We start from the raw sequence: 24,588 nt of genomic DNA, 5'->3' as shown, positions 1-24,588 counted from the left end.
CCATTATCGGGCCTCACCGACCCCACGGGCCCCCGCGCCGAAAAAGGCGCCGCCGGACGCCCTCCCCCCGAAGGACGTCCGGCGGCCAGAGGCGGCGGGGCTACCAGGTGCAGGGGAGGTCGGCGCGGATGATGGTCGGACCGCCGGGAGGGCTGTCGACGATCAGCATGCCGTCGATGGTCGCGGCGCGGTCGGCCAGGCCGGCCAGCCCGCCCTCGGGGCGCGCCGTCGCGCCGCCGACGCCGTTGTCGACCACCTCGACGACGACCCAGGCGTCCTCGCGGGCGACGCGGACGGAGGCGCGGGTCGCGCGGGCGTACTTGGCGATGTTGGCCAGGGACTCGGCGACGATGAAGTAGGCGATGCTCTCGACCGCCGCGGGCGGACGTTCCGGCAGGTCGACCTCGACCTCGACGGGGACGGGCGCGCGGGCGGCGAGGCCCGACAGGGCAGGGTCGAGGCCGCGGTCGGTGAGGATCGCCGGGTAGATGCCGCGGGCGAGGTCGCGCAGCTCGGAGATCGCCTCCTTGGTGCCCGAGTGCGCCTGCTCGATCAGGGCGCGGGCGCCCTCGGGGTCGTCCTCCAGCTTGGCGCGGGCGCGTCCGATGTCCATCGCGACCGCCAGCAGCCGCTGCTGCGCGCCGTCGTGCAGGTCGCGCTCGATGCGGCGGCGCTCGAACTCGGCCGCGTCGACGCCGCGCGCGCGGCTGGCCTGGAGGTGGGCCGTCCGCTCCCGGAGCTGCCTGTTCTCCGCCTGGGACTTGCTCAGCCCGAGGAGGGCCTTGGCGGCCACGGCGTGGCCGATGGCCAGCACGCGCGTCGCGTAGATCGCCAGGACGAGGAAGACGAGCCCGCCGGCGGAGATCGGAATGGCCTCCACCGGGTTGCCCGCCCAGTACGAGACGGGGCCGAAATTGACCTCCACGCCGCCGTTGTCGTCGAACAGGATGATCAGCGGCATGAACAGCATCGTGATCGTCCCCGCCCAGAGCACCACCGAGACCGCGAACTCGATCAGCGTCATCGGGAACAGCAGGCCCAGGTAGAGCAGGTCCTTCCAGGTGGCGGGGTCGGCCGCCATGGTCCTCAGCTTCTTCAGCGGGTTGAGGCCGGCGGGCATCCGCCGGTACGGGCTCGGGATCGAGACGCCGAACGCGGCGCGGACGAGGCCGCGCTCCAGCACCGCGCCGAACCGCCACGCGATCATCAGCATCGCGAGCAGCGGCAGCCCCACCCAGACGATCATCAGGGCGAGCGAGAGCGAGAGGCCCACGACCAGGACGACGAACCAGCCGAGCCCGAACACCAGGCTCACGGCGAGATAGAGGGCCGAGCGCCACGTCAGCGACGAGGTCACCATGGCGAGCGGGGACCAGCCGCCGTCCATGACGCCGCCGGTGAAGCCCTTCGCCACGCCGTCACCGACCCGCGCGGCGGCCCTGCGCGCCCCGCCCCGCACCGCGCCCATCGGGGTGCCGGAGTCCCTGCTCAGCTCGCCCACGTCGTCCCTCCGTGCCGTTCAACCGTATGCCCCAAGCCTGCCGGTCACGCCGCCTGACCACCATGAAGTCCGCCGCCGGTTTCATGGTGGGGTTAGCCCCACCATGCCCCCTGCGGTATCTCCCAAGGCCGGATGCCCGGATCGTTCCAACCCCGACCGCCTCCCGACCAGGCCCTGAGCACTCCAATGCGGAACGCCCCCGTCCGGTGAGGCGGACGGGGGCGCTCGGCGGTCGTGCGAAGGCTCAGCGGTCGTCGGAGACCGTGGTCTTCTGGACCTGGAGCAGGAACTCGGCGTTGGACTTGGTCTCCTTCATCTTCTCGATGAGCAGTTCCAAGGCCTGCTGGGTGTCGAGCGCGTGCAGCACCCGGCGGAGCTGCCAGACGACCCGCAGCTCCTCCGGCGCCATGAGGATCTCCTCCTTGCGGGTGCTGGACTGGTCGACGTCCACCGCCGGGAAGATGCGCTTGTCGGCCAGCGACCGGTTGAGCTTGAGCTCCATGTTGCCGGTGCCCTTGAACTCCTCGAAGATGACCTCGTCCATGCGGGACCCGGTCTCCACCAGGGCGGTGGCGAGGATCGTCAGCGAGCCGCCGTTCTCGATGTTGCGCGCCGCGCCGAAGAACCGCTTGGGCGGGTACAGCGCGGTCGAGTCGACACCGCCGGACAGGATGCGTCCGGACGCGGGCGCCGCCAGGTTGTACGCGCGGCCCAGACGGGTGATGGAGTCGAGCAGCACGACGACGTCGTGGCCCAGCTCCACCAGCCGCTTGGCGCGCTCGATGGCCAGCTCGGCGACCGTGGTGTGGTCCTCGGCGGGACGGTCGAAGGTCGAGTGGATGACCTCGCCCTTCACCGTCCGCTGCATGTCGGTGACCTCTTCCGGACGCTCGTCCACCAGGACGACCATCAGGTGGCACTCCGGGTTGTTCTTGGTGATCGCGTTGGCGATCGCCTGGAGCACCATGGTCTTGCCCGCCTTGGGCGGCGACACGATCAGGCCGCGCTGGCCCTTGCCGATCGGCGACACCAGGTCGATGATCCGCGTGGTCAGGATGCCGGGGTCGGACTCCAGCCGCAGCCGCTCCTGCGGGTACAGCGGGGTCAGCTTGCTGAAGTCGACGCGTCCCTTGGCCTGGTCGGGCTCCATGCCGTTGACGGTGTCGAGGCGGACGAGCGCGTTGAACTTCTCGCGCCGCTCGCCCTCGCGCGCCTGGCGGACCGCGCCGGTGATGACGTCGCCCTTGCGCAGCCCGTTCTTGCGGACCTGCGCGAGCGAGACGTACACGTCGTTCGGGCCGGGCAGGTACCCGGTGGTGCGCACGAACGCGTAGTTGTCGAGGATGTCGAGGATGCCCGCGACCGGGATCAGGACGTCGTCCTCGGTGATCACCGGCTCCTCGAAGCGGTCGCGACCGCCGCGGCCCCGGTTGCGCTCGCGGAACCGGCGTCCGCGCCGTCCCCTGCCGCCGCTCTCGTCGTCGTCGTTCTGGCCGCCGCCCTGGCTCTGGCCGCGCTGGCGGCCGCCCCCGCTCTGGTCACCGCGCTCGCCGCGGTCACCGCGGTCGTTCCGGTCGCCCCGCTCGTTCCGGTCGCCCCGCTCGCCGCGGTCGCTCCGGTCGCGGGCCTCGCCGCGCTCGCGGCCGCGCCGCTGGCGGCCGCCCTCGCGGCCCTCACGGCCGCCGTCGCGTCCGCCACCCTGGGACTCGCCGTCCTCGGCGCCGCCCTGCGCGGCGGCGGGCTCGCGGTGCTGGGACTGCCGGTCGCCGCGCTCGCCCCGGTCGGAGGTCCCCCGGTCCTGCCGGTCGCCGGACCGCGCGCCCTGGCGGCCGCCCTGCCGCTCGTCGCGTCCGGACCGCTCGGGCCTGTCGGTCGCCTTGTCCGCGGGCTTGTCGGACGCCCTGTCGCCCTGCTCGGTGGCCACGGCGGTCTGCGTCTGGTTCTGAGGCTGCGCCTGCGTCTGGGCCTGCGCCTGGACGGGCTGCTCGACCGGCGCGGCCTGCGCCGCCGGCGCGCTCTGCTCGGCCGCCGGCGCGGCCTCGGCGATGGTGACCTGGTCGTCGGACACCTCGTGCTTGGCGGCCGCGGCGCGGGTGCGCCGGGTGCGCTCGGTGCGCTCGGTCTTCGCCGTGGCAGCGGCTCCCTGCTCCCCCGCCGAGCCCTGCGCCTGGCCGCCCTGCTTCTCCTGGATGGCGGCGATGAGCTGGCTCTTGCGCATCCCGGTCGTACCGGTGATGCCGAGGCTGGACGCGAGCGCCTTGAGTTCGGGCAGCACCATGGCCGAGAGGCCGGTGCCCTGCCGGCGGCGCCGGGGGGTGGCGGCGGGCTCCGCGGTGGGCTGCGCGCCGGCCGGGGCGGCGTCGGCCGCGGGTGCCGTGCTGGATGCGTCCGTAAGGAGTTCGCTGGATTCGCTCACTAAGGGTCCTTCCCAGGGAGCGGGCGTTGGCCGGCGTTCGGCCAGTCAACCCGGTGGTGCGGCCCGGCGGGGGCGCCGAGTCGGGCTCCGCTGATCACGATGGCACCGCGATCGGCGGGTTCTGGGTACAGCCAGATGGTGGTCGGGACGGTTCGCTCGTGCGCGACCCCCGTCACCGCCACGTCCGAAGTTTCGCTGGAATGCCTGACAACGGGATGTCACGGTGTCGGGGAGCCTAGTACGCGGGACCGACACGGCCGGAGGGCCGAACAGGTGACGCGCGGCTGACGAGCACGCTGCCCCGAACGGGGCATCTGGTGCGGCATTCAGCCTAACATCACCAGGGCACACTGCTATTCCCCAGAGGTCGATGTCTTCGCATTTTACCTAGCTGGATCTTGCCGGATCCCACACCGGCCGGAGCGGCGCGGCGGCTCCGCCCCCCGCGCCGGCGTCAGTACCGGAGCTGTGCCTCACCGGCCATGACACGGGCGCCACGGGTCGCGACGTCCAACGGGTGTTCGTGCCACCCATTACCCACTTCCCAGCCCATCGAATCAACTTGTGATGCGGTTGTGAAGGCCAGGACAGTAGGCCCCGCCCCGGAAATCACTGCCGGCACACCAGCCGCACGCAGACGCGCGACGAGTGCGGCCGAGTCGGGCATGGCGGGGGCGCGGTAGTCCTGGTGGAGACGGTCCTCGGTCGCGTCCAGCAGCACCGTGGGATCGAGCCCTCCGGTGAGCGCGGCGATAAGCAGCGCGGCGCGTCCGGCGTTCGCGGCTGCGTCGGCATGCGGGACGGTTTCCGGCAGCAGTCCGCGCGCGCGCTCGGTGGCGAGACGCTGCTCTGGGACGAACGCAATGACGTGTTCGATCCGCGACTTCAGGCGCACGAGCCTGGGGCCCGCCGCACCCGTCCACGCGATTGTGAGACCGCCCGCCAGGCAGGGCGCGACATTGTCGGGATGCCCCTCGTGCTCGGTCGCGAGACGGAACGCGCCCTCGTCACCGAGCAGTTTCCCGCCGGGGTGCAGCGCGCGCGCCGCGACGATACCGGCGACGATCGCGGCCGAGGACGATCCGAGACCGCGGCTGTGCGGGATGCGGTTGCGGCACCGCAGCCGAATCCCCTTCGGCTGCCCCATGACGGGCGCGCCCCGCGCCGCGGAGAGTTCGTCCAGGACCTCGAACGTATGGCGCAGAACTTTGACGATGAGGTGCCGCTCGCCCCGGTCGGCGACCTCGGCGCCCTCGCCGTCGACCTCGATGGACACCTCGTCGCCGGTGACCGCGACCTCGACGTCGTCGTGCAGCGACAGCGCGAGGCCGAGCGAGTCGAAACCCGGGCCCAGGTTGGCGCTGGTGGCCGGAGTCCGTACCAGCACGGGATTTGTCGGCCAGCTCATCGCCGCCCCTTCGCAGTGAAGCTTCGCAGTAGAACAGCGTGGACGCCGCTACCGAAAGTGGAGACCGCCTTAACGCCGCCTTCAGGCCGCCCTAACGCGGCCCTGAGGATCGCCTTGGCGCGGCCTAGACCGTCCTAACGCGGCACTCAAGGTCGCCTCGTGCGGCGCTCAGGTGAGTCCCAGGGCGGACGCCGCCGCATGCGCGTCGACCTTGACGACGGTCGGGGCGGGCGCGCCGGAGATGGCCCAGTCGGGGTCCTTGAGGCCGTTGCCGGTCACCGTGCAGACGACCTTCGAGCCGGGCTCGACGACACCCCGCTCGCTCGCCTGGAGCAGCCCCGCCACGCTCGCGGCCGACGCGGGCTCCACGAACACGCCCTCCTCCCTGGCCAGCAGCCGGTAGGCGGCCAGGATCTGACGGTCGGTGACGGAGTCGATCGCACCGCCCGACTCGTCCCGCGCGGCGATCGCCAGGTTCCAGGACGCGGGGTTGCCGATCCGGATGGCGGTCGCGATCGTCTGCGGCTTCAGGACGGGTTCGCCCTTCACGAAGGGCGCCGCGCCGCTCGCCTGGAAGCCGAGCATCCGGGGCGTCCCGGACGAGATGCGGTCCGCGGCGTACTCCTTGTAGCCCATCCAGTAGGCGGAGATGTTGCCCGCATTCCCCACGGGAAGGCAGTGGACGTCCGGCGCGTCGCCCAGCGCGTCCACGATTTCGAACGCGGCCGTCTTCTGCCCCTGGAGGCGGTACTTGTTGACGGAATTGACCAGGGCCACCGGGTAGTCGACCGCCAGTTTCTGGGCGAGTTCCAGGCAGTCGTCGAAGTTGCCGTCCACCTGGAGGAGCCGGGCGCCATGCACCAGGGCCTGCGCGAGCTTGCCCATGGCGATTTTCCCGTTGGGGACGAGGACCGCACAGGTCATCCCGGCCCGTACCGCATACGCGGCGGCCGAGGCGGAGGTGTTCCCCGTGGACGCGCAGATGACGGCCTTGGCGCCGTCCTCGGCGGCCTTGCTGATGGCCACCGTCATCCCCCGGTCCTTGAAGGAGCCGGTGGGGTTCGCGCCCTCCACCTTGAGGTGCACCTCGCAGCCGGTCAACTGCGAGAGCCTGTTCGCCCGGAGAAGCGGCGTGCCGCCCTCCAACAGGGTGACGACGGGCGTCGCCTCCGTCACCGGCAGGCGGTCGCGGTACTCCTGGATCAGGCCACGCCACACCCGAGCGTTCGCGTTCACGTCGTTCTCCTTGATGACCTGCGATGTCGTGCGGAATTCTACCGGGGTGACCTCGCAGTCACTCCTCGCCCTCGACCCGCATGACGCTCGCGACCTCGCGGACCATCTCCAGCCCGCGCAGCACCTCCACCGTCGCCGACAGCGCCGCGTCCGGCGCGCGGTGGGTCACCACGACGAGCTGCGCCTCCTCGCCCAGCCCCACCTGGCGGACGGCCTGGATCGACACGCCGTGCCGGGCGAACTCCTCCGCGACCGTGGCGAGGACGCCGGCCTCGTCCGCGACGTCCAGTTGGATGTAGTAGCGGGTGACCGTCTCCCCCATGGGCAGGACGGGAAGCTTCGCGTAGGTGACCTCGACCGGTCCGGGCGTTCCGCCGACGACGTTGCGCGCGACCGCGACCAGATCGCCCAGAATCGCGGACGCCGTTGGAGCTCCCCCAGCACCCGCCCCATAGAACATGAGCGATCCCGCCGATTCCGCCTCCACGAAAACCGCGTTGTACGCCTCGCGGACACTCGCCAGCGGATGGGACCGCGGAATCATCGCCGGGTACACGCGCACCGACACGCCGCGTCCGTTCCGTCCGTCCTCGGAGGGAACGCGCTCGCAGATGGCCAGGAGCTTGACGACGCAGTCCATGCCCTTGGCGCCGGCCACGTCCGCGGCGCTCACCTCGGTAATGCCCTCACGGTGGACGTCCGCCGCGACCACCGGCGTATGGAAGGCGAGCTGCGCGAGGATCGCCGCCTTGGCCGCGGCGTCGAAACCCTCCACATCGGCCGTCGGGTCCGCTTCCGCATACCCGAGCGCCTGGGCCTCCTCCAGGGCGTCGTTGAATCCGGCGCCGTAGGTGTCCATCTGGTCGAGGATGTAGTTGGTCGTGCCGTTCACTATGCCCAGCACCCGGTGGACGTGGTCGCCGACCAACGACTCCCTCAGGGGACGGAGCAGAGGAATGGCCCCCGCCACGGACGCCTCGTAATAGAGGTCGGCCCCGTACTCCCGGGCCGCCGCGAACAGGGTGGCGCCGTCCTCGGCCAGCAACGCCTTGTTGGCGGTGATGACCGACTTGCCGGTCTTCATCGCCTCCAGCATCAGCGTCCTGGCTGGCTCGATGCCGCCGATGACCTCGATCACGATGTCGACGTCGTCCCGGGTCACCAGGCCGTGCGCGTCCGTCGTCAGCAGTTCCTTCGCGACACCGGCGCGGACCTTGTCGGCGCGCCGCACCGCGATCCCCGCGAGCTCCAGCGGGACCCCGACGCGCGCGGCCAGATCGACGGCCTGCTCCCGCAGCAGCCGGACGACCTCCGTGCCGACGACGCCACATCCGAGCAGCGCCACCCGCAGCGGGCCACGTTCGGGTTTCACGCTTCGACCTCCGCATCGAGCCGCAGCAGGTCCTCCACGCCCTCCCGGCGGACGATCACGCGCGACCTGCCGTCCCGCACCGCCACGACGGCGGGCTTCGGGACGTGGTTGTAGTTACTGGCCATCGATCGACAGTACGCACCGGTCGCCGCGACCGCCACCAGGTCCCCCGCCGCAAGATCTTCGGGCAGCCACAGGTCGCGCACCACAATGTCGCCGCTTTCGCAGTGCTTGCCGACAAGTCTGCTGAGCATCGGCGCCGCGTCGGAGGTCCGGCTCGCCAGGACGGCGGTGTACTCGGCGCCGTACAGGGCGGTGCGGAGGTTGTCGCTCATGCCCCCGTCCACGGACACGTACGTCCGCAGGCCCTCGACGTCCTTGACCGTTCCGACCTCGTACAGGGTCACTCCCCCCGGCCCCACGATCGCCCGTCCCGGCTCGACGGTCAGCCGCGGCATCTCGAGCCCGTACGCGCGGCATTCGCGCGCCACGATGGCTCTCAGGCCGTCCGCGATGGCCTTGGGGTCGTGCGGCTCCTCGCCGGGGACGTAGGCGATCCCGTACCCGCCCCCAAGGTCCAGCTCCGGCAGCTCGACCCCGTGCTCGTCCCGGATCGCGACGAGCAGCTCCGCCAGCCGGTGGGCCGCGACCTCGAAACCGTCCACGTCGAAGATCTGCGACCCGATATGGCTGTGCAGCCCCACCAGTTCCAGCTGCGGAAGCCGGAGCACCCTCCGGACCGCCTCCAGCGCCGCCCCGGAACTCCTGGAGAACCCGAACTTCTGGTCGTCATGGGCCGTCGCGATGAACTCATGCGTATGCGCCTCGACCCCCGTGGTGACGCGCACCATCACCTTGGGCCGCGCCCCACGCTCCTGGGCCAGATAACCCAGCCGCGCTATCTCCTCGAACGAATCCAGGACGATCCGTCCGACGCCCACCTCAAGAGCCCGCTCCAGCTCCCAGGGCGCCTTGTTACTCCCATGCAACGTGATGCGTTCCGTGGGGAAGCCCGCCGCCAACGCGACCGCGAGCTCACCCCCACTGCACACGTCCAGGCCGAGCCCCTCCTCGTTCAACCACTTCGCCATGGCCACGCACAGGAAGGCCTTGCCCGCATAGTGGACGTCCCCGTCATGGAACGCCGCCGCGTAATCCCGCGCCCGGCTCCGCACGTCGTCCTCGTCATAGACGAAAAGGGGCGTCCCGTACTCCCGCGCCAGGTCCCTCACGTCGACACCGCCCAGGGTGACGGCACCGTCCCGTCCGGCGTTGCGCGGCCAGATGTGCGGGTCCAGCACGTTGAGGTCGTCCGCCGGACCAACAGGGTGGTCCTCGGGCAGGACGTCAGCATGCCGGGGCCCGGCAGGGTGAACTCGACTCATATCCGCTCTCTTGGGGTCTCGCCAATCATGTTCAGGCCGTTGCCAAGGGCGATGCGCGCGGCCTCCGCCAAACTGACGCGTCCCGCATGCACCGCCGAGGGTTTCTCGTCGCCCCTGGGAACAGCCGGACACCGCTCGTGCACATCGTGGTACGCCCCGGCCACTCTTTCCAGGCACAACACCAGCGGCCCGGCGTCCCGTTCCCGCTCGGCCTGGGCCGCCCGCCCGGGAACGTCCCCCAGAGCCGTCACCAACCCCAACTCCTCAGGAGCCCCGCCCCTGAACACACCCTGCGAGACCCCAACGTCCCGCGCCCAACGCCCCACCCAGCAAGCCCTCGCGTATGCGTAACGCACCGAGAACCCAGGATTCTCGAACGTCCTGGGCCACTCACTCCACCCACCCCCAGGAACCCGCGCAACTCCGTACCCGGGCTCCCGCAGCACCCCGTCCACAACCGCCCCAACCGCAACCTCAACCCGCACAAACCCCCGCCCTGTAACGCTCCCCCCGACCCTCCGCGCCACAACCCGAGGATCGATCCCCAACCGCAAAGCCACAGGACTCTCGAAAACCCCAGCACCCACACAAAAAACAAGGGCGTCCTCAGGCACGGCGACATCAAGCTCCCCCTGCGCCACGGCATCCCGCACCGCGGCCACAAGGGCATCGCTCACACCGGCTGGAGTCACCCTCGCGAGACTATCCGACCACTATCTGGACACTGCCGCCAGCTTGCGCACCGTCTGGATCAGCTGGTTCGGATCGAACGGCTTCGTCACATAGGCGTCGACGCCTATCTCGTGCCCCCGCCGCACATCGTGCTCCTGCGCCCGAGCCGTGATCATCACCACCCTGATATGCGCCGTCTCCGGCCCCTCCCGCAACCGCGTAGCCGTCACCCACCCGTCCAGCCGCGGCATCATCACGTCCAGCGTGATCACATCGGGCGCGACCCCCACCACCTTGTCCAGGCAGTCCTGCCCGTCCACCGCGGTCGCCACCTCGAACCCCTCCAGTTGCAGGTTCACGGCGATGAGCTGGCGGATCACCTCGTCATCATCGACGACCAGCACGCGTCCCAGTGGCTCGGTCACGGCCTAGAAGCTAGCCGACCAACCCCCCGGACGCACGGCGAACGCCGCACGTGCGCGTCACCCGGCCAACCCTGGTAACCTTCTTCACGCGCAGCCCAAGGCAGCGCAAGCCCCCTTAGCTCAGGGGATAGAGCAACGGCCTCCGGAGCCGTGTGCGCAGGTTCGAATCCTGCAGGGGGCACCCAGAAATAACCAGCAAGAACCCGTTACGACCTGCGAGAACAGGCCGGACGGGTTTTTCCATTTGTGCGGCCCGATGCAACCGGCGGCCGCCATTGGCGACCATCTGTGGGCTCACCGTGAAACAGACATTCCGGCGGCTCACCAATGACGCGCGCCAAGGCCCCCCGCGGCCACGTCCAGATCCCGCGCTCCCTGATCTACTCCCCCACCCACAGCGCCCTGGCCGTCTGGACGTGGGCGATGTACGAGACCCTCATGCCCCACGCCCTAAACGGCACCCGCGCCCCCGCCATAGCCCGCCGCAGCTTCCTAGCCGAACGCGCGAACACCTCCACCACCGCCCTAGACGACGCCCGCCGCCAACTCCTGACCCCCACCCAGGACGGCCCCTACCTCTCCCGCTCCACACCCCGAGGCGCCAAACGCAGCGTCCTGCACGCCGCCCTGCGCCGCCCCCGCGAGACCGGCGAACGCTACGCCCCCGTCCCGGCCTGGACCCTGGACATGGTCTGGGCCGGACGCCACCGCCCCGCCGGCACCATCTCCGCCGAAGCCTGGCGCCTCTACACAGCCGCCGTCGACCGAGCCCACCGCAACGGCAAACCAACCCCCTTCGACACCACCACAGCCCGCCTAGCCGCCGCCCTGAACACCTCCCAACCCACCGCCAGACGCCGCCTGGCCGAACTAGAGGCGGCCGGCCTCATAGAGGCAACAGCACGCCCAGGAGGCTGGCTCACCCTCCGCGTCGTCCTAGAAGAAGACGACGCCACCCAGACCGCCGAGCACTACGCCACCCACGGCCGCCGCCACGCCAACCCGCACCGGAACCCCTCTCACGTAGCGGCACTCACCCCGCTCAAGAACCGGCACACACCCCTCCCAACAACCGGTACTCCACAGGAGACACCCCCCACCTATTCACCCCCCGAGGAGCCACCGCCGCTTCCCGCCGCAGGCGCCTACAGCAACCAGAGCGCGCAAACGCCGGAAACCGGCAAAGCCGGGAAGCCCACACACCACCAGCAAGACCGTCGAACGCCGACCCGCATCCCCCGAGCCGCCATCGACCTCTACCGAGCCCTGCCGCCTGCCCTGACCCACCAGATCCCCGAGCACGGTTCCCAGCGCGTCCTGAAGGCCATCGCCGCCGAGCTGCAGCACCGCACGCCAGCCGAACTGGCCAACCGCATCACCCGCAACTGGGACCACCGGCGCTACCACATCACCGACACCGACCCCATCCGCGACCCCGTAGCAGTAGCCACCCGCCTCGTGCGCCGAGGCCATCACTGCCCGGACGTCCGCTGCGAAGACGGCCACCAACTAGACCTGAACACCCCCTGCAAAGCCTGCGCTCAGGTCACCGAACTCAAACACAGCGAGCCAGCCCCCTGCCTGACTAACGGAACATCCACCGAGCCCCACAGCCATACACCAGATCGCCGGAAGCCCACCTCACCAGCGCGATACCCCAAGGAGCAAAACAGGCACACCATTTGGCAAGCACTCCATGCCACCAGGCCGGCGACCATCGACGGACGTCCCTACGCCGCGCTTGCACGTCAACTCCTCAAAGCTCGCACCGACGTCGAACGCGAAGCGATCATCTCGGCCCACCACACACCAGCCCCCACCGGATGACACTTTCCCCGCGCCTTCAAGGCGACCGCTACGCGTCGCCGGTGGGCCCGCCGCGGTACGCCGGTCATAGGGCCTGTGTCGTCCGGGCCCGGCAGGCTTCGTCGCCCGGCCGCCTGAAGGGCCTTGCCACCAGAGGCTTGCGGCCTGCGGGCCTCGGAAGCTATTTCAGCGATCCATAGATCCTCAGTGAAATTCTGCCCTTGAGCCACCAGGACCTTCTTTCGAGCGCCAAGCGGCCCGAAGCGACAACAAGACGCCTTTCTTGATGCGCAAAGATCGCAATGAGGTAACTTTCCCCCGAAAGCTCTACTTTTACTCGCTTCCGAGACTTTCCAACGTATCCATCAATTACCGCGATGCCGCTGTCGTGACCTTCGGGACGCTCCAAGCGCACCACATGGCCAATTATTTCGCCTCGCTCTGCGACTGGCTGACTTTTTAGAGAATCCCGCACGAATTCGATTCTCTCCGGCTGGGGCCTTGGAAGGACCACCCTGCTTGCCACTCGCTGCGCAGGAGCAGGTTGCGCCGGCGACCACCGAAAGGCCATATCCAGGGCACGCAATCCCGGGTGTTGACTCATATTTCCCAACGAGTCAATCATCTCGGCACTGGCGCCATGTTGGACAGCTTCCTCCAGAGTGATAGCGGGATCATCATTGAGAAGCTCCTTCGACGCCTCCAATCCTGTCGAAAGAGTCTCCATCACGCGTCTGGAGTAAGTGCCGATCTGCGGCTGAGATTCTTGACTCGCCTCGACGTTCTCTGCCTCAGGCAACTCCTCCACCTGGCCATCAGCGTGACGCGCATAAATCGTCAGGACGAAACTCCCGCGCAGTGTATGACCCATGCGCACTTCCTCTGACATGAACTCTTTTGCCATATCAGGTCGCCGTCTTGGAATAGACGCACTGGGCTTAATGGCACTACAAGCTGCAGCCATGAGCATCACACTGACGCCAGTCAAAAGATTTTTGGCCTCGTCAAGTGGTATTGATCCATTTATCGTCGCTTGATCCGCTCGCAAGAGCAAGATATCGCTTCCTGCGCCCGCAATCTTCAGTTCAAGTTCATCACTATTGCGAATATTGTAGACATCCGCAATTACGTCTAGCGCATTGAATAGCCTGGCCCTAAAATCACGAAAACGGCGATTATAAGGCAACATGATGCTTGCATCGGCTTGATCAAGAGACCATATCGAACTGATCCCTTCCCGAACCTCCTCGCATTTCCAACCACTTTGCCGAAGAAATGCCTCGATTGCCTTCGGAGTTAGATCTTCCGCAGGCTCGAACGATCTGCTGTGGTGGCCCTCTGCGACGTTCACGGCTTACCTCCGTCGCCCACACGTTGAAGCATTTCAAGCAGCTGTTCTACCGAGAAAACATTGGCTTTAGGGAGGAGAACTGTCTTAAAGTTGGCGTTAACGGGCTCTGCCCCCTCGAGGCACACCCAGTGGGCCGCCTTGCGAAGCAACATGCCAGCATCGCTTAGCTCTACCCACTCCTCTAGCATGGTAGGCACCATGAGCACAACCAAAATCTTGTGGTTGTACGTGTCCGGGTCGCGAAGCCAGTCATAGTGATCGATAGATAGCTGCCAGTGCACCCCGTCGTCCTTGAGGACGTCCTGCTCGGTGCACTTCATCTGTACGTCGATCTGGGCAGACGTGTAACGTCTGTGCCTCGCGCTCTGTCTCACGGTGTAGTCGATACGTTCGGCATCGACCCTGAGGTCTGAGACGGTACAGCGCGCAGCGGCAGTTACAGCATGTGTAAAAGCAAGGCTGAACTGCTCTTTGCACTGCGTGGAATGCAGTGTTCCATACGGCGCTCCGTTGGGGGTCCACCGTAGGCCCCACTGATCCTTGTGATCTTCCACTGAGTTCCCGCGTCCTGTCCCCCCGGAGATATACACAAATATCAGATTAAGGCGCTGTAGGCCAGGGCTTGCGCTGCTACGAAGTGACCGGAGCGGGCTGCCGAGGCCAGTCAGCAGTGGGATGGCGAGGAGAATCAGGAAGCCGACAAGGCCCCAGCCGCCGGCGACGGTCAGGAGCGTGTCCAGCGCGGCCCTGCCTACGGCCGTGGCCGTGGCTTTTGTGTTGATGTGGGAAGCCAGCGGTCGTCCTCCTACAACAGGCGAAGGTCTCGCGGGTCGTAGTGCTTGACCTCGGTGTTCTCAGTCCGTAAGCAAAGTGCGCACACCCTCGGGAAGATCAGGATCGACGACTATCCGGGGAGCGTCCACGCCGGAAGGTGTACCCCGCTGCAGAGGTAGAAGCAGCGTCGTGGCCGGACTAGGTCTCGATGACGAAGGCCCGGCCGTGGGGCCGGGCCTTAGTGGGGCGGAGCTGCGTTATTCTGAGCGGTCGTCGCGATCGACCCACGGATCGTCCATCGTGCGCTGCAGCGTTGCTACCGGGTCGGCGACAGGCCTGACGCCTAGGGAGCGCAGCAGGAGGGCGGCTGCGACCTGAGGGTTCGGGTGATCGGGCCCTAGTGGCTTCGAGGTCTCGACATCTGCGATGCGTAGCAGTTCCTTGACCTCGCGTAGGAAGCGGTCGACGTCGTACCTGGGTTCCATGGTCACCCCTCCCAGCGCTGGCCGGTGATGCGCTCGTAGACCTCGACGTAGCGGGCTTGGGTGGCCTCGACGATGTCCTGGGGGATCTCGGGGCCGGGTGGCGTGCGGTCCCAGTCGGTGATGGTGGACGACCAGTCGCGGACGAACTGCTTGTCCATCGCGTACTGGGGGCCTCCGGGCTTCCACTGGTCGGCCGGCCAGAAGCGGGACGAGTCTGATGTCAGGATCTCGTCCGCCAGGACCAGCTCGCCGTCGGGCGCGCGTCCGAACTCCAGTTTGGTGTCGGCGATGATGACGCCGCGCTCGGCGGCCAGGTCGGCACCGCGTTGGTAGACCTCCAGAGTGACCTTGCGCAGCCGTTCGGCGGTGTCGGCTCCGATTTCGTTCACCACGTCGTCGTAGGTCATGAACTCGTCATGGCCTTCGGTCGCTTTGGTGGTCGGGGTAAAGATGGGCTCGGGCAGCTTGGAGCCTTCGACGAGGCCGGCCGGAAGCTTGATGCCGGAGACTGCGCCGTCCCGCTCGTACTCCTTCAAGCCCAACCCGGCCAGATAGCCGCGGGCGATCCATTCCACCGGCAGCATTTCCAGGCGTCGGCACCGCACCGCCCGGCCTGCCCATTCCTCCGGGACGTCAGTCGCCGAGATGACATGGTTGGGCACCACGTCCGCGAGCTGGTCGAACCACCACAGCGATAGCTGAGTGAGGATCTTTCCCTTGTCGGGGATCTTCGTGGGCAGTACGACGTCGTAGACGCTGACCCGGTCCGACGCCACCAAAATCAGGTCGTCGCCGTCAGCGTAAACGTCCCGGACCTTGCCGCTGTGCACGAGTTCCATGGTCGGCCCTTCAGTTAGTGATCTCGTATTCGTAGGACGCCCATTGCCCGCTTGGAGCGACGGATTCGCCGTACTCCAGCACGTTGCCCTCAGCGTCGTAGACCCAATTCCTGCCTCGCAGGACGGGGGCTCCCGGCTCGACGCCCAAGTCCTCGGCGTCTTGCTCAGTCGCAGCGTCAGCGGCCTTCTGCTCCTGGCCGTTCTTAACGGCGCGGTCTGCTTGTTCGGCGATGTAGCCGAAGGTCCCCTGGCGGATCCGCTCGGTCTCCAAGAGGCGCGGGGCCGTCTCTGCCAACGCGCCGTCAAACCACGAGACCGAGGACGAGAGTACTTGCTGCTCTCGGTAGGTCACGCGGTGGCGCCTGATGACACGCGCGCTGGGTTCAAGGCGGAGCGCATCGGCGACGTGCTTCGGCGCCTCGACGAGGTCGGCCGACTTGATCACCGCGTGCTGATCCGGGGGGTAGACCCGCCCGGTCCGGCGTACCGCCAGCATCCGGTCCTTCGCCGCCTGCTTGTTGCCTGACGTGGTGACGATCGTTCCGACACCTTGAACACCTCTGGCCAGGCCCTCCGAACGCAGGGCGGCCAGCACCTTCGTGGCAGTCGCATGGGAGATCTCCCAGTCCTGCGCTATCTGGCGCGTCGATGGAAGCATGTCGCCCTCGCGCAGCTCCCCAGACTCGATCTGCGCTCGGATGGTCGTCACGACCTGCATGTACGGCGGGTCAGGCCGCTGGATGGCTGGCGCCATGTCTCCGCCTCCTTTCTGGCAGTTCAGAGGGAGTGTACTAGCACACCAACTAGGACATATCTTCCGGGTGGTTGACGGTGTGCTAGCACACTGCTTACCATTAGTCTCGCGTTGGCCTGTATGGCCTTCGGAGGGATCGGAGGTCGCGGAATGACCCGATGTCCGATCTCGCACAACAGCGCGGCCTCGGCGGTGGCACCCGCCGAGGCCGCCGGATCGCTCGATTCCCAACGTGAGCAGGAGGAACGATCCGTGGACAACAGCATGGCGGACCAGACCGCGACTCCCAAACTCCATGGCCGGGGACGTCTTCTCACCCCCGGTGAAGTGGCCGAACTCTTCCGGGTCGACCGCAAGACGGCGTCCCGATGGGCGGCGGCGGGACGTCTCGCGAGCATCCGCACGCCGGGCGGACATCGCCGATTCTTCGAGGCCGACATCCGGGCGCTCCTGGCCGAGGAGTCGGCCGCGGCGGGCGGTGGTCTCTGATGGCTGCCTCCTCTACGCCGTTCTGGGTCGATGAGGACTACGACCGTGAGTACGCCAGCGATGGTGTGTCTCGGTTCGGCGCGTATGTCCGTGACCGGCTGAGCAGCGCGTTCGCTGAGTGCTGGGAGGACTTCGGGGACTCGCCGGGGGTCCGGCTGGCCGAGTTCGCTTCGGCGTCCTGGCGGACGGCGTCGGGGCCGGTGATGGCGCCCGGGTACGTCCGCTCGCACACTCGCGTCCTTGATGCCCAGGTGCATCGCAGCGCCTGGGACGGGTCGCTGATCGGCTCGGTCAGCCTGGTCGCTCCCTGGCCGGAGCGGCTCCTGCGCTCCTACCGGTGGCAGGGGGATCTGTCCTGGCGGGACTGGCCTACCGAGCTGCGCGGGGAGGGCTATGAGTTCGTCCACCCGATGGAGGAGGACGTGACTCGGCGGCCTTTCCTGCAGGCCAGTGTCGCGCTGAGTCTTCCGGTGCCGATGCATCGGCTTCCCGCGGTTCCCTGCGGGCCGCGCGATGGCGTCGAGTGGGCCGCTCGCGCGATGGTCTCGGCGCTGGTCGCGGAGCTGAACGCTCTGGTCGGGCCGGTGCTGGAGGAGCTGGACGGGGGGCGGCTGCGATGACGAGCAAGGCCGCCAAGCTCAAGGCCGCCGCGGACGCGGCCGCGCAGGTGCGTGCCTACCAGACCGACCCGGACGTGGTGGCGCTGCGTGTGGAGCGGGTGCGGGGCTGGGTGGACCGGCTGATCTGGACTGGGATGGTCCTGGGGCTGCTGTTCACCATGGCCAACGTCGCGCGCTTCGCCGCGGACGGGGCGCCGCTGGGGTCGCTGGTGTGGGTCACGGCGTGGCTGCTGGACCCGATGGTGTCGCTGGTCCTGATCGGGGTGTTGATGGGTGAGCAGCTCATCAACCGACATGGTCTGGACGCTGGCCGGTGGGTCCGCACGACCAAGTGGGTCGCGTTGGGCTGCACGTATGCGATGAACACCTGGTCGGCGTGGGCCGCGCTGAATCCAGCGGCGATCCTGCTGCACTCGGTACCGCCCGCGATGGTGTTCTGCGCGGCCGAGGCCGTGGTGACGATCCGGCAGCGGATCACTGAGGCGGTCACCGTCGCGCACCGCCAGGCCGCCGAGCGCGCGGCCGCGTTGCGGGCGATGGCGCCTGAGCCGACCACCCGGTCTCTGGCCGTGGTGCCGTCGTCCGCACGCACGGGTGGGGACGGTGCGGACGGCCCCGCAAACGGTGTTCCGCACGGTGGCGTACGGATCCCGCATCGTCCGGTCGCGCCAGTCCGCACGGTGCGGGGTGCGGACGTGGGTTCGTCCGTTCCGCGTCTGGTTCGCGGGATGCGCGGGGCCGCGCCGAGCGCCGGGGAGCCGGTCGATCGTGATGCGGTCGTGGCGGAGTTGACCAGCGAAATCCTCGCTGCCGTCGAGGCCGGCGGGAAATGGTCTCCGGACTATCCGGCGCTGATGACCCGGACCGGTCGTAAGCGCCGGTGGTGTGAGGGTGTGGTGTCGCAGGCCCGCAACACCGCGTTGCGCACGGGGCCCGGTGCGGACGAGACGCCCGCACGGGCTGACGGGTTCGGCTCGGCGCACACGGACGGGCCGGAGCGGACCGAGGCCGAGTCCGCGGATGAGGATGCCGCCTCGCAGAGCGAGGGCCGCACTGCGGGTGAGGATGCGGAACCGGCGCTGGCCGGTGCGGGCGGGGGTGAGCGGTGATGGCGACGACCCTGCACACCTCGCGTACCGAGGCCTCGCTGCGGCAGGAGTTGGCGCTGCTGAGCGTCGAGTACGCCGAGCTGCTGGCGCACGTGCGCGCTGCGGTGGCTGCCGCCCGTGATGGCGAGCTGGATCCGATCGTGCACCTGGTCGGGTTCCTGGAGGAGCGCGGGCAGCTGCCGGCGGACGGGGTGTCGGCCTCGCGGCTGGTCGCCGAGGCGTTCGCTCGCACTGCGGACACCGACCGGCAGTTCGGGGGTGCGCTGTGACGCACGACAGTGAGTTCTTCGACTGGCAGGCCGCGCTGTCGGACGACCTGGCGCACGCGCTCGCGCACGGTGCCGAGTGTGCGCTGACCGATGCCGCCTCCGATGTCGGGGCGATGAGCCCGGATGAGCATGCGCTGGTCGGGATCGGGTTCGCCGTGCTGGCCGTCCGCGCGCAACTGGCGCAGACCGGTTCGGAGGTGGCCGACCAGCTCAGCGCTATGGCGGACGACATGCGCGAGCTGACCGACACCATCACCGCAGTCCGGCGGCCTTGGTGGCGGCGGCTGACCAGCGTGTTCCGCTCGCGCAGGCGACTGGCCGCGCGGCAGAGCAAGGCGGGTGGCAACGAGGGCCAGGCCGCCGCGCCGGGCGGTGCCGAGGCCAGCGCTGCCGCGCCGGGGCTGGCGTCAGTGACACCCCTGCGTCGGGACGGGGGTCGGTCATGATGCCGAACCGTTTCGAGGCCGCGTTCGCTGGCGACGACGCGCGCACGGTGGCCGAGGCGCGGCGCTGGGCTCGGCGGACCCTGGCTGCTTCAGGGTTGGCCGAGGACACGGTGTGCGATGCGCTGACGTGCGTGTCGGAGCTGGCCACCAATGCCGCCCGGCACACCCGCTCGGGGGAACCGGGCGGCACGTACCAGGTCGTTCTCCAGGTCCACAGCGACCATGCGCACGTCGAGGTGGTCGACCAAGGCGCCGCGCATGCTCCTGACGTCCGGCTCGGCGGAGGCGAGTCCGGGCGCGGACTGTGGATCTGCGCCCAGCTCGGAGCGCTGAGCCATGTCTGCACCGGCGGCGGCCGCCGTATCTGGGTCGATCTTCCCCGCCCGGCCGGAGCTGCCGTGTCGAGCCCGTCGGCGCACCTCGCTGATGGGAGCGCGGACTGATGGCGTCCCGCGAGCGCGGCGGCTGGCACCGGTGTGCGGGTTCTGGCCTGCGGACACCGGCGCGTGCCGGAGCACACGGCAGGTGCGCCCGCACCCGCCGGGCCCGTGCTGTCGCAGCCACCCGTCCGCTGTGCTCGCGGGGTTCCCGGAGCCGAACCGCCTGGCGCTGCGCTCTGCGTGGCACGGGTCGGCTCGACGCCCCCAACCCACCACGACTTGATCTTTCTCCCATGGCCTTTGAGGAGGTCACCCCCATGTTCTTCTTCCTTCCCACGATCATTACGAGCCTCCTGGAGCGCAGAGCGGCCCGGCGCAGTTACATCGACTGGTCCGGCGCGCTGGGCGAGACGCTCGGCGAACTGTCGCGCACCAGTGACCGGGATCTCCGTGCAATCTTGATCGACTTCGCTGCCGACGCCACTGACGAGCTGGGCCGACTGCACACCCAGTGCTGGGGCCGCGAGGAGGACGCCGCCGGGCGTCCGATGGCGGTGTCTCTGTCCACTGCGGCTTCGTTGCTGCGGATGGTCGCCGCGACCGAGCGCGCGGTGATCGGCGCGTTCCCGGAGTGGCTCGGCTGGGACCACGCCCCCGATGACCGGGCGCCGGAGCTGCGCGAGTGGACGCTGCTGGCCGCGACCGCCGATCCCGCGCAGCGCGCCGTCCACCTGCGGAGCCTGGCCGCCATGGTCGCCGAACACACCGACCCCACCGCGGCCGAGGCCCTGACCCGACTCGCCGTCAGCGAAGAGCGCCTGGCGGTCGGGGACGACGGCTGGCGTGAGCCGTGGTTCCTGCCGCCGCGGCTGGCGGTGTTGACCGTGTTCTGCCTGATCGCCGCCGCGGCTGTAGTCCCCGGGCTGGCCGGTGGTGGGCGACTCCGGCTCGGGGTGGCCGTGCTGGTCGGCGCGTATGCCGCGCTGTGGCTGGCCAACCGCCGCCGCACCGACAACCCGAACGGCTCCTCGGCCGGGCGCCGCTGCGACAGCGCGCCGGTTGACGGTCACGAGGAGTCGGGCCGATGAGCGCGCGGACCAAGTACCCGACGCGACGCTCGCTCAGCGCGGCCGTGCTGCTGTTCATGGTGGTGTTCCTGGCCGTGTGGACGGCGTTGACGGTGTGGACGGGCATGTACGGCGACGCCAAGTGCCTGGTGTCGGCCCTGGCGGCGGGATGGGCCGCGCACCGCTTCCGGCGCCCTTTCACCGAGCGGGGGCGGCGATGAGCGGCACCGTCCCCGGCCAGACCACCGAAGGCCGCGCTGGCCTGTCGACCCACTTCCGGCTGCTGCCGCCGCCCGAGCCGGGGTTGTGGGAGCGCCTCGGCCCCTTCCTGCGCGGCGCGTGGGCGGTGCTGGTTCTACTGGCGACCGCACTCGACGCGCTGGTCACCGCCTTCGTTGGCACGGCTCCGCTGGCGCCCCGGATCCGCACGGTCGGCCAGGTCCTCGGCGATGAGTTCCGGGCGGGCCGAGCCGGAGCGGTCGAGGCCGAGGTCATCGAGGACGACGTCCGGGACGACCGGACGTCCAGCCGAAGGAGCGCCTGATGGCCCACCGCAAGATCACCGAACTGGCGAACGTGGAGTTCGAGGGCCGCTTGGGTGAGGCGTTCCAGAGCTACGGCAAGGAACTGGAGTCGCTGGCCAACCGGTGGAAGTTCGAGCTGGGAGCCGCCGCGACCGACTCGCGGGCGGCGATGGAGGGACTGCGCGGACACCTCCTGCTGTTCGGGCTGGACTCACGTGTTCGGGCCCGGCGCGTGGCCAAGCGGCTGCAGCGCGCGCAGGACCTGGCCGCCGGTCTGGCCGAGCAGGGCGAGAAGTTCCACCGCGCCTACCGCCGCCAGTTCTCCGAGGCCGCGCACCGCGAGGACGTCGAGAAGGCCATCGAGGACGCCGAGAAGGACGCCGAGGCGGCCGAAGAGTGATCGCGCCCCCGGGGAGTCGTCCACCTGGCCGACTCCCCGGGCCGTCAGGTTCGCACTGCTATCTGAGGAGGTCAGTCATGGGAACCGGTGAACAGATGATCGACCGGATCGGCGACATCGAGTTTCGCGGCAAGGTCGGCAAGCACGTCGCCGCGTACGCGAGGGCGACCCAGCGGTTCGGCCATGACCTGGCCTACGAGCTGGACAACGCCGCCACTGCCGCCGAAGCCGCCATGAAGCAGTTGGAGGGACATCCGCTGCTGTTCGGCATCGACGTGAAAATCCGCGCCGGACGTGTGGCCGGGAAGCTGCGCAAGGCCCAGGAGCTGGCGCTGGCCATCAGCGCCGAGTCGGTGAAGTTCCACGTCCAGTACCGCCAGGAGTTCCTCGCCGTCGGCCCCGCAGACATGCGCGGCCGACGCGGCGGCCGCTACACCGGAAGGGTCGATCTGTGATGGCGCGCAAGACCCCGACCCTGCAGATCGCGCAGGACGCGACCATGGAGCGCATCGCCGTCTCAGCGGTGTCGAAGGTGGGCGTCCTCGTCCCGCCGTGGGCCCTGCTGGGCCTGCTGACCATCGCCGCGGCGATCGCACACGCCGTCTGGGGAGCACCGCCGGCGGTGACGTGGGCGACGATGGCCGGAACCCTGTCCACCGTCACCCTCACGGGCCTGACCTGGGCCGTCTCTCACCAGCGCGGTCTGCTGGGCCGCACCCATTCGACGCTGACGACCTTCGGCGCCGGTCTGTGGTTCACCATCGCCACCATCACCGGGATCACCCAGCAGGTCACGCTCATGCTGCTGGCCTTCGGAGGCGCCACGCTGGCCATCGGGTGGAACATCCGCGCCGTCATCCGGCAGACGCCATCGGACGCCGCGCACAGCGGTGACCCGCTGGCCACGCTGTTCGACCAGGCCAAAGTCTCGTTCGGGCTCAAGGGTGCCAAGGTGCGCACCACCGAGGTCACCGAGCACAAGGTCAAGGGCAAGATGGCGCTGCCCGCCGGTGAGAAGACCGCAGAGGACGCGATCAAGAACACCGACCACATGGAATCGGGCATGAAACTGCCACCCGGCAGCGTGATCGTCGCCCAAGACGAGGACGACGCCTCCCAGGCGCACATCACCTTCTCCGACCCCCGCCGGATCAAGCAGCCGATCCCCTGGCCCGGACCGTCCCGCCCAGGCGCATCGGTGGGCGAACCGCTCCGGGTCGCCCTCTACCAGGACGGTGACTACGTCGAGCACCGCTTCACCGGTCACCACCTGCAGATCATGGGCCGGACCGGATCCGGCAAGTCGATCGGCGGAGCGTGGAACTACGTCGCCGAAATCATCACCCGCCGCGACGCCGCGGTGTTCTCCATCGACATCTCCAAAGACGACCAGACCATGGGCCCCCTCCGCCCAGCGCTGCACCGCTTCGAGACCACCAAGACCGGAGCCGTCGCCCTGATCCGGCAGATGCACGCCGAAATCCCCCGGCGCACCAAGTGGCTGGCCGAGCGCGGCTACCAGGCATGGGAGCCCGGTTGCGGGCTGACCTACTGGTACCTGCACCTGGAAGAGGTCGCCAAGCTGTTCAGCGAGCTGAGCAGCGAGGACGCCGAGAAGCTGGAGGAGATCGTCAAGGAGATCCGCTCGGCGGGCGGGTCGCTCCTGCTGTCGCTGCAGCGCGCGGACTACACCCAGATCCCCACCCTGATCCGCTCCCAGATGGCCAAGATGTGCTTCGGGCTGTCGGACCCCGAGGACGTCAAGTACGGCGTCTCCGCACGTCAGCGCAAGGCCGGAGTGCACCCGCACGAGTGGGAGGACTTCTACCCCGGCATGGCCTACCTGGACGCCAAGTCCATCCGGCCCACCCACTACGCCATGCCGCTGCGCACCTTCTCCTGGGGCAAGACCAACAACGCCGCCAACGCCGCGATGCGCGCACACGCCGCCGCCTACCCTGCCAGCGACCGCGCCGGAGACGAGTTCACCCGACGCCTGGCCGCCCCCTCCAGCTCGGCAGCGTCCGACCCAACAGGCGGTGACGCGATCCCGATGCCCGCTGCCGGCACCGCGGCCGCCGCCCCGTCCGGCCGGTGGGCTGATGCCCAGTGGGAGGACGACAACGAGGACCAGGCCGCCACCATCGACGGCCACAACAACGAACCGAGCGACCGTCCTACCGAGGCGCGCGACGACTTCGGCGAGCTACTCGGCGACGCGGCCGAGCTGGTCATCACCACACAGTTCGCCTCGGCGGCGATGCTGCAACGCAAGCTCCGCCTGTCCCACGCCAAGTGCCTGCGCGTCCTGGAGGCCCTGGAGCGCAAGGGCGTCATCGGCCCCCGCAACGGCACCGAGGACAGCAGGCCAGTGCTGGTATCGGCCGACGACGCCCCAGCGGCCCAGGCCGTAGTCGAGAGGCTCCGCCGCGAAGGCGACACGGTCAGCGAGTACCTCCGCACCGACGATCCGGACCCGAACGTGACCGCTGGCCCCAGCGACCCGATCGAACTCACCGACGAAGAAGCCGAGCGCTTCCAGACCTCCGACGACGGGCAACCGCAGCGCCAAATGCCGCCGGACGAAGCGTTCGGCCTGGTCTGCGACTGGATCCGCCATCGCCATGCCATCGGGCAGCCGACCTTCACCGCCGGTGAAGACGAGCTGCACACCATCCGCACCAAGGCTGGACGCAAGCGGCCCTGGATCTACAAGGCCCTCAAGCGGCTGGTCGACGACGGCGTCCTCACCAAGGACGAGACCGGATCAGCCACCACGTTCACCGTCGCCGACCTGACGCCCTTGGACGACCCTGGCCTCGGCCGCGCCGCGTGAACGCCCACACACGGGTCCGCAGCG

Annotated in this window: 26 protein-coding genes and 1 tRNA gene; 14 read left to right on the top strand and 13 right to left on the bottom strand. The window is 69.1% G+C overall.

All coding sequences use genetic code 11. From position 1 onward, the window contains the following. Positions 1-100 precede the first annotated feature (100 nt). From K2F47_RS15650 to K2F47_RS15620, 8 genes are all read right to left on the bottom strand, one after another. On the bottom strand, positions 101-1,501 hold the full coding sequence (locus tag K2F47_RS15650; protein WP_242903728.1) for a sensor histidine kinase: 1,401 nt from the start codon (positions 1,499-1,501) through the stop codon (positions 101-103). 244 nt (positions 1,502-1,745) lie between these two features. Next, on the bottom strand, positions 1,746-3,917 hold the full coding sequence (gene rho, locus K2F47_RS15645) for a transcription termination factor Rho (RefSeq protein ID WP_242903726.1): 2,172 nt from the start codon (positions 3,915-3,917) through the stop codon (positions 1,746-1,748). Between the two features lie 454 nt (positions 3,918-4,371). After that, positions 4,372-5,325 carry a homoserine kinase gene (thrB, locus tag K2F47_RS15640; RefSeq protein ID WP_242903724.1) on the bottom strand — a complete coding sequence of 318 codons (954 nt, stop codon included), beginning with the start codon at positions 5,323-5,325 and terminating at the stop codon, positions 4,372-4,374. A 168-nt stretch (positions 5,326-5,493) separates the two neighbouring features. Then, positions 5,494-6,561, bottom strand: a complete 1,068-nt coding sequence (thrC, locus tag K2F47_RS15635) for a threonine synthase (protein ID WP_242903722.1) — start codon at positions 6,559-6,561, stop codon at positions 5,494-5,496. A 58-nt stretch (positions 6,562-6,619) separates the two neighbouring features. Continuing rightward, complete coding sequence (locus K2F47_RS15630) at positions 6,620-7,906, bottom strand: homoserine dehydrogenase (protein ID WP_242905980.1); 1,287 nt, start codon at positions 7,904-7,906, stop codon at positions 6,620-6,622. A gap of 23 nt (positions 7,907-7,929) precedes the next feature. After that, positions 7,930-9,318, bottom strand: coding sequence for a diaminopimelate decarboxylase (gene lysA / locus K2F47_RS15625; protein WP_242903720.1), 1,389 nt, complete (start codon positions 9,316-9,318; stop codon positions 7,930-7,932). Beyond that, a complete protein-coding gene (locus K2F47_RS41720; protein ID WP_372490869.1) occupies positions 9,315-9,674 on the bottom strand; it encodes a DALR anticodon-binding domain-containing protein in 360 nt (119 codons plus the stop codon). Before K2F47_RS41720 ends, lysA begins: the two co-directional genes overlap by 4 nt. Before the next feature lie 357 nt (positions 9,675-10,031). After that, on the bottom strand, positions 10,032-10,394 hold the full coding sequence (locus tag K2F47_RS15620; protein WP_242905979.1) for a response regulator transcription factor: 363 nt from the start codon (positions 10,392-10,394) through the stop codon (positions 10,032-10,034). A 130-nt stretch (positions 10,395-10,524) separates the two neighbouring features. Between K2F47_RS15620 and K2F47_RS15615 the strand changes: the two genes are divergently transcribed. Both K2F47_RS15615 and K2F47_RS15610 read left to right on the top strand, forming a co-directional pair. Next, positions 10,525-10,596 (top strand) — tRNA-Arg (locus K2F47_RS15615). Positions 10,597-10,742: 146 nt separating this feature from the next. Then, positions 10,743-12,242: a winged helix-turn-helix domain-containing protein gene (locus K2F47_RS15610; RefSeq protein ID WP_242903718.1), complete on the top strand. Its 1,500-nt coding sequence runs from the start codon at positions 10,743-10,745 to the stop codon at positions 12,240-12,242. A 160-nt stretch (positions 12,243-12,402) separates the two neighbouring features. On the opposite strand, the gene K2F47_RS15605 is transcribed toward K2F47_RS15610, so the two are convergent. The 5 genes from K2F47_RS15605 to K2F47_RS15585 form a co-directional block, all read right to left on the bottom strand. Continuing rightward, positions 12,403-13,572, bottom strand: a complete 1,170-nt coding sequence (locus K2F47_RS15605; protein WP_242903716.1) for a hypothetical protein — start codon at positions 13,570-13,572, stop codon at positions 12,403-12,405. Further along, positions 13,569-14,126 (bottom strand): DUF4365 domain-containing protein, encoded by a 558-nt coding sequence (locus K2F47_RS15600; protein WP_242903715.1) that lies wholly within the window; start codon positions 14,124-14,126, stop codon positions 13,569-13,571. The genes K2F47_RS15605 and K2F47_RS15600 overlap by 4 nt, the downstream gene beginning before the upstream one ends. A gap of 477 nt (positions 14,127-14,603) precedes the next feature. Beyond that, positions 14,604-14,831 carry a hypothetical protein gene (locus K2F47_RS15595; RefSeq protein ID WP_242903713.1) on the bottom strand — a complete coding sequence of 76 codons (228 nt, stop codon included), beginning with the start codon at positions 14,829-14,831 and terminating at the stop codon, positions 14,604-14,606. Positions 14,832-14,833: 2 nt separating this feature from the next. Beyond that, complete coding sequence (locus tag K2F47_RS15590; protein ID WP_242903711.1) at positions 14,834-15,670, bottom strand: phosphoribosylaminoimidazolesuccinocarboxamide synthase; 837 nt, start codon at positions 15,668-15,670, stop codon at positions 14,834-14,836. 10 nt (positions 15,671-15,680) lie between these two features. Continuing rightward, the gene (locus K2F47_RS15585) at positions 15,681-16,424 is read right to left on the bottom strand and encodes a GntR family transcriptional regulator (protein WP_242903709.1); all 744 of its coding nucleotides are present in this window, start codon (positions 16,422-16,424) and stop codon (positions 15,681-15,683) included. A gap of 264 nt (positions 16,425-16,688) precedes the next feature. Between K2F47_RS15585 and K2F47_RS15580 the strand changes: the two genes are divergently transcribed. The 12 genes from K2F47_RS15580 (at position 16,689) to K2F47_RS15525 (ending at position 24,564) form a co-directional block, all read left to right on the top strand. After that, a complete protein-coding gene (locus K2F47_RS15580; RefSeq protein ID WP_242905978.1) occupies positions 16,689-16,913 on the top strand; it encodes a BldC family transcriptional regulator in 225 nt (74 codons plus the stop codon). Beyond that, complete coding sequence (locus K2F47_RS15575; RefSeq protein ID WP_242903707.1) at positions 16,913-17,533, top strand: hypothetical protein; 621 nt, start codon at positions 16,913-16,915, stop codon at positions 17,531-17,533. The genes K2F47_RS15580 and K2F47_RS15575 overlap by 1 nt, the downstream gene beginning before the upstream one ends. Beyond that, entirely contained in the window at positions 17,530-18,642 is a 1,113-nt protein-coding gene (locus K2F47_RS15570) for a hypothetical protein (RefSeq protein ID WP_242903705.1), read from the top strand. Before K2F47_RS15575 ends, K2F47_RS15570 begins: the two co-directional genes overlap by 4 nt. Beyond that, positions 18,642-18,911 (top strand): hypothetical protein, encoded by a 270-nt coding sequence (locus tag K2F47_RS15565; protein ID WP_242903703.1) that lies wholly within the window; start codon positions 18,642-18,644, stop codon positions 18,909-18,911. Before K2F47_RS15570 ends, K2F47_RS15565 begins: the two co-directional genes overlap by 1 nt. Further along, positions 18,908-19,357, top strand: a complete 450-nt coding sequence (locus K2F47_RS15560) for a hypothetical protein (RefSeq protein ID WP_242903701.1) — start codon at positions 18,908-18,910, stop codon at positions 19,355-19,357. Before K2F47_RS15565 ends, K2F47_RS15560 begins: the two co-directional genes overlap by 4 nt. Further along, a complete protein-coding gene (locus K2F47_RS15555) occupies positions 19,354-19,800 on the top strand; it encodes an ATP-binding protein (protein WP_242903699.1) in 447 nt (148 codons plus the stop codon). The genes K2F47_RS15560 and K2F47_RS15555 overlap by 4 nt, the downstream gene beginning before the upstream one ends. Positions 19,801-20,030: 230 nt before the next feature. After that, a complete protein-coding gene (locus K2F47_RS15550) occupies positions 20,031-20,825 on the top strand; it encodes a hypothetical protein (RefSeq protein WP_242903697.1) in 795 nt (264 codons plus the stop codon). Then, on the top strand, positions 20,822-21,025 hold the full coding sequence (locus K2F47_RS15545) for a hypothetical protein (protein ID WP_242903696.1): 204 nt from the start codon (positions 20,822-20,824) through the stop codon (positions 21,023-21,025). Before K2F47_RS15550 ends, K2F47_RS15545 begins: the two co-directional genes overlap by 4 nt. Further along, entirely contained in the window at positions 21,022-21,348 is a 327-nt protein-coding gene (locus K2F47_RS15540; RefSeq protein ID WP_242903695.1) for a hypothetical protein, read from the top strand. Before K2F47_RS15545 ends, K2F47_RS15540 begins: the two co-directional genes overlap by 4 nt. After that, the gene (locus K2F47_RS15535) at positions 21,348-21,728 is read left to right on the top strand and encodes a hypothetical protein (RefSeq protein WP_242903693.1); all 381 of its coding nucleotides are present in this window, start codon (positions 21,348-21,350) and stop codon (positions 21,726-21,728) included. Before K2F47_RS15540 ends, K2F47_RS15535 begins: the two co-directional genes overlap by 1 nt. A 77-nt stretch (positions 21,729-21,805) precedes the next feature. Next, positions 21,806-22,183: a hypothetical protein gene (locus K2F47_RS15530; RefSeq protein WP_242903692.1), complete on the top strand. Its 378-nt coding sequence runs from the start codon at positions 21,806-21,808 to the stop codon at positions 22,181-22,183. Then, positions 22,183-24,564: a DNA translocase FtsK gene (locus K2F47_RS15525; protein WP_242903691.1), complete on the top strand. Its 2,382-nt coding sequence runs from the start codon at positions 22,183-22,185 to the stop codon at positions 24,562-24,564. Before K2F47_RS15530 ends, K2F47_RS15525 begins: the two co-directional genes overlap by 1 nt. The last annotated feature ends 24 nt before the right edge of the window (positions 24,565-24,588 follow it).

This window comes from Actinomadura terrae (assembly GCF_022751215.1).
GTDB classification, from domain to species: Bacteria; Actinomycetota; Actinomycetes; order Streptosporangiales; family Streptosporangiaceae; genus Spirillospora; species Spirillospora terrae.
The sequence above is the reverse complement of the archived record's forward strand: the minus strand, read 5'-3'. Positions and strand labels throughout refer to the sequence as shown.

Coding starts and splice junctions, on each gene's coding strand:
- thrB (WP_242903724.1), bottom strand. CDS start 5,325: ATGAGCTGGCCGACAAATCCCGTGCTGGTACGGACTCCGGCCACCAGC.
- lysA (WP_242903720.1), bottom strand. CDS start 9,318: ATGAGTCGAGTTCACCCTGCCGGGCCCCGGCATGCTGACGTCCTGCCC.
- K2F47_RS15610 (WP_242903718.1), top strand. CDS start 10,743: ATGACGCGCGCCAAGGCCCCCCGCGGCCACGTCCAGATCCCGCGCTCC.
- K2F47_RS15595 (WP_242903713.1), bottom strand. CDS start 14,831: ATGGAACCCAGGTACGACGTCGACCGCTTCCTACGCGAGGTCAAGGAA.
- K2F47_RS15590 (WP_242903711.1), bottom strand. CDS start 15,670: ATGGAACTCGTGCACAGCGGCAAGGTCCGGGACGTTTACGCTGACGGC.
- K2F47_RS15585 (WP_242903709.1), bottom strand. CDS start 16,424: ATGGCGCCAGCCATCCAGCGGCCTGACCCGCCGTACATGCAGGTCGTG.
- K2F47_RS15580 (WP_242905978.1), top strand. CDS start 16,689: ATGGCGGACCAGACCGCGACTCCCAAACTCCATGGCCGGGGACGTCTT.
- K2F47_RS15575 (WP_242903707.1), top strand. CDS start 16,913: ATGGCTGCCTCCTCTACGCCGTTCTGGGTCGATGAGGACTACGACCGT.
- K2F47_RS15570 (WP_242903705.1), top strand. CDS start 17,530: ATGACGAGCAAGGCCGCCAAGCTCAAGGCCGCCGCGGACGCGGCCGCG.
- K2F47_RS15565 (WP_242903703.1), top strand. CDS start 18,642: ATGGCGACGACCCTGCACACCTCGCGTACCGAGGCCTCGCTGCGGCAG.
- K2F47_RS15555 (WP_242903699.1), top strand. CDS start 19,354: ATGATGCCGAACCGTTTCGAGGCCGCGTTCGCTGGCGACGACGCGCGC.
- K2F47_RS15550 (WP_242903697.1), top strand. CDS start 20,031: ATGGCCTTTGAGGAGGTCACCCCCATGTTCTTCTTCCTTCCCACGATC.
- K2F47_RS15545 (WP_242903696.1), top strand. CDS start 20,822: ATGAGCGCGCGGACCAAGTACCCGACGCGACGCTCGCTCAGCGCGGCC.
- K2F47_RS15540 (WP_242903695.1), top strand. CDS start 21,022: ATGAGCGGCACCGTCCCCGGCCAGACCACCGAAGGCCGCGCTGGCCTG.
- K2F47_RS15535 (WP_242903693.1), top strand. CDS start 21,348: ATGGCCCACCGCAAGATCACCGAACTGGCGAACGTGGAGTTCGAGGGC.
- K2F47_RS15530 (WP_242903692.1), top strand. CDS start 21,806: ATGGGAACCGGTGAACAGATGATCGACCGGATCGGCGACATCGAGTTT.
- K2F47_RS15525 (WP_242903691.1), top strand. CDS start 22,183: ATGGCGCGCAAGACCCCGACCCTGCAGATCGCGCAGGACGCGACCATG.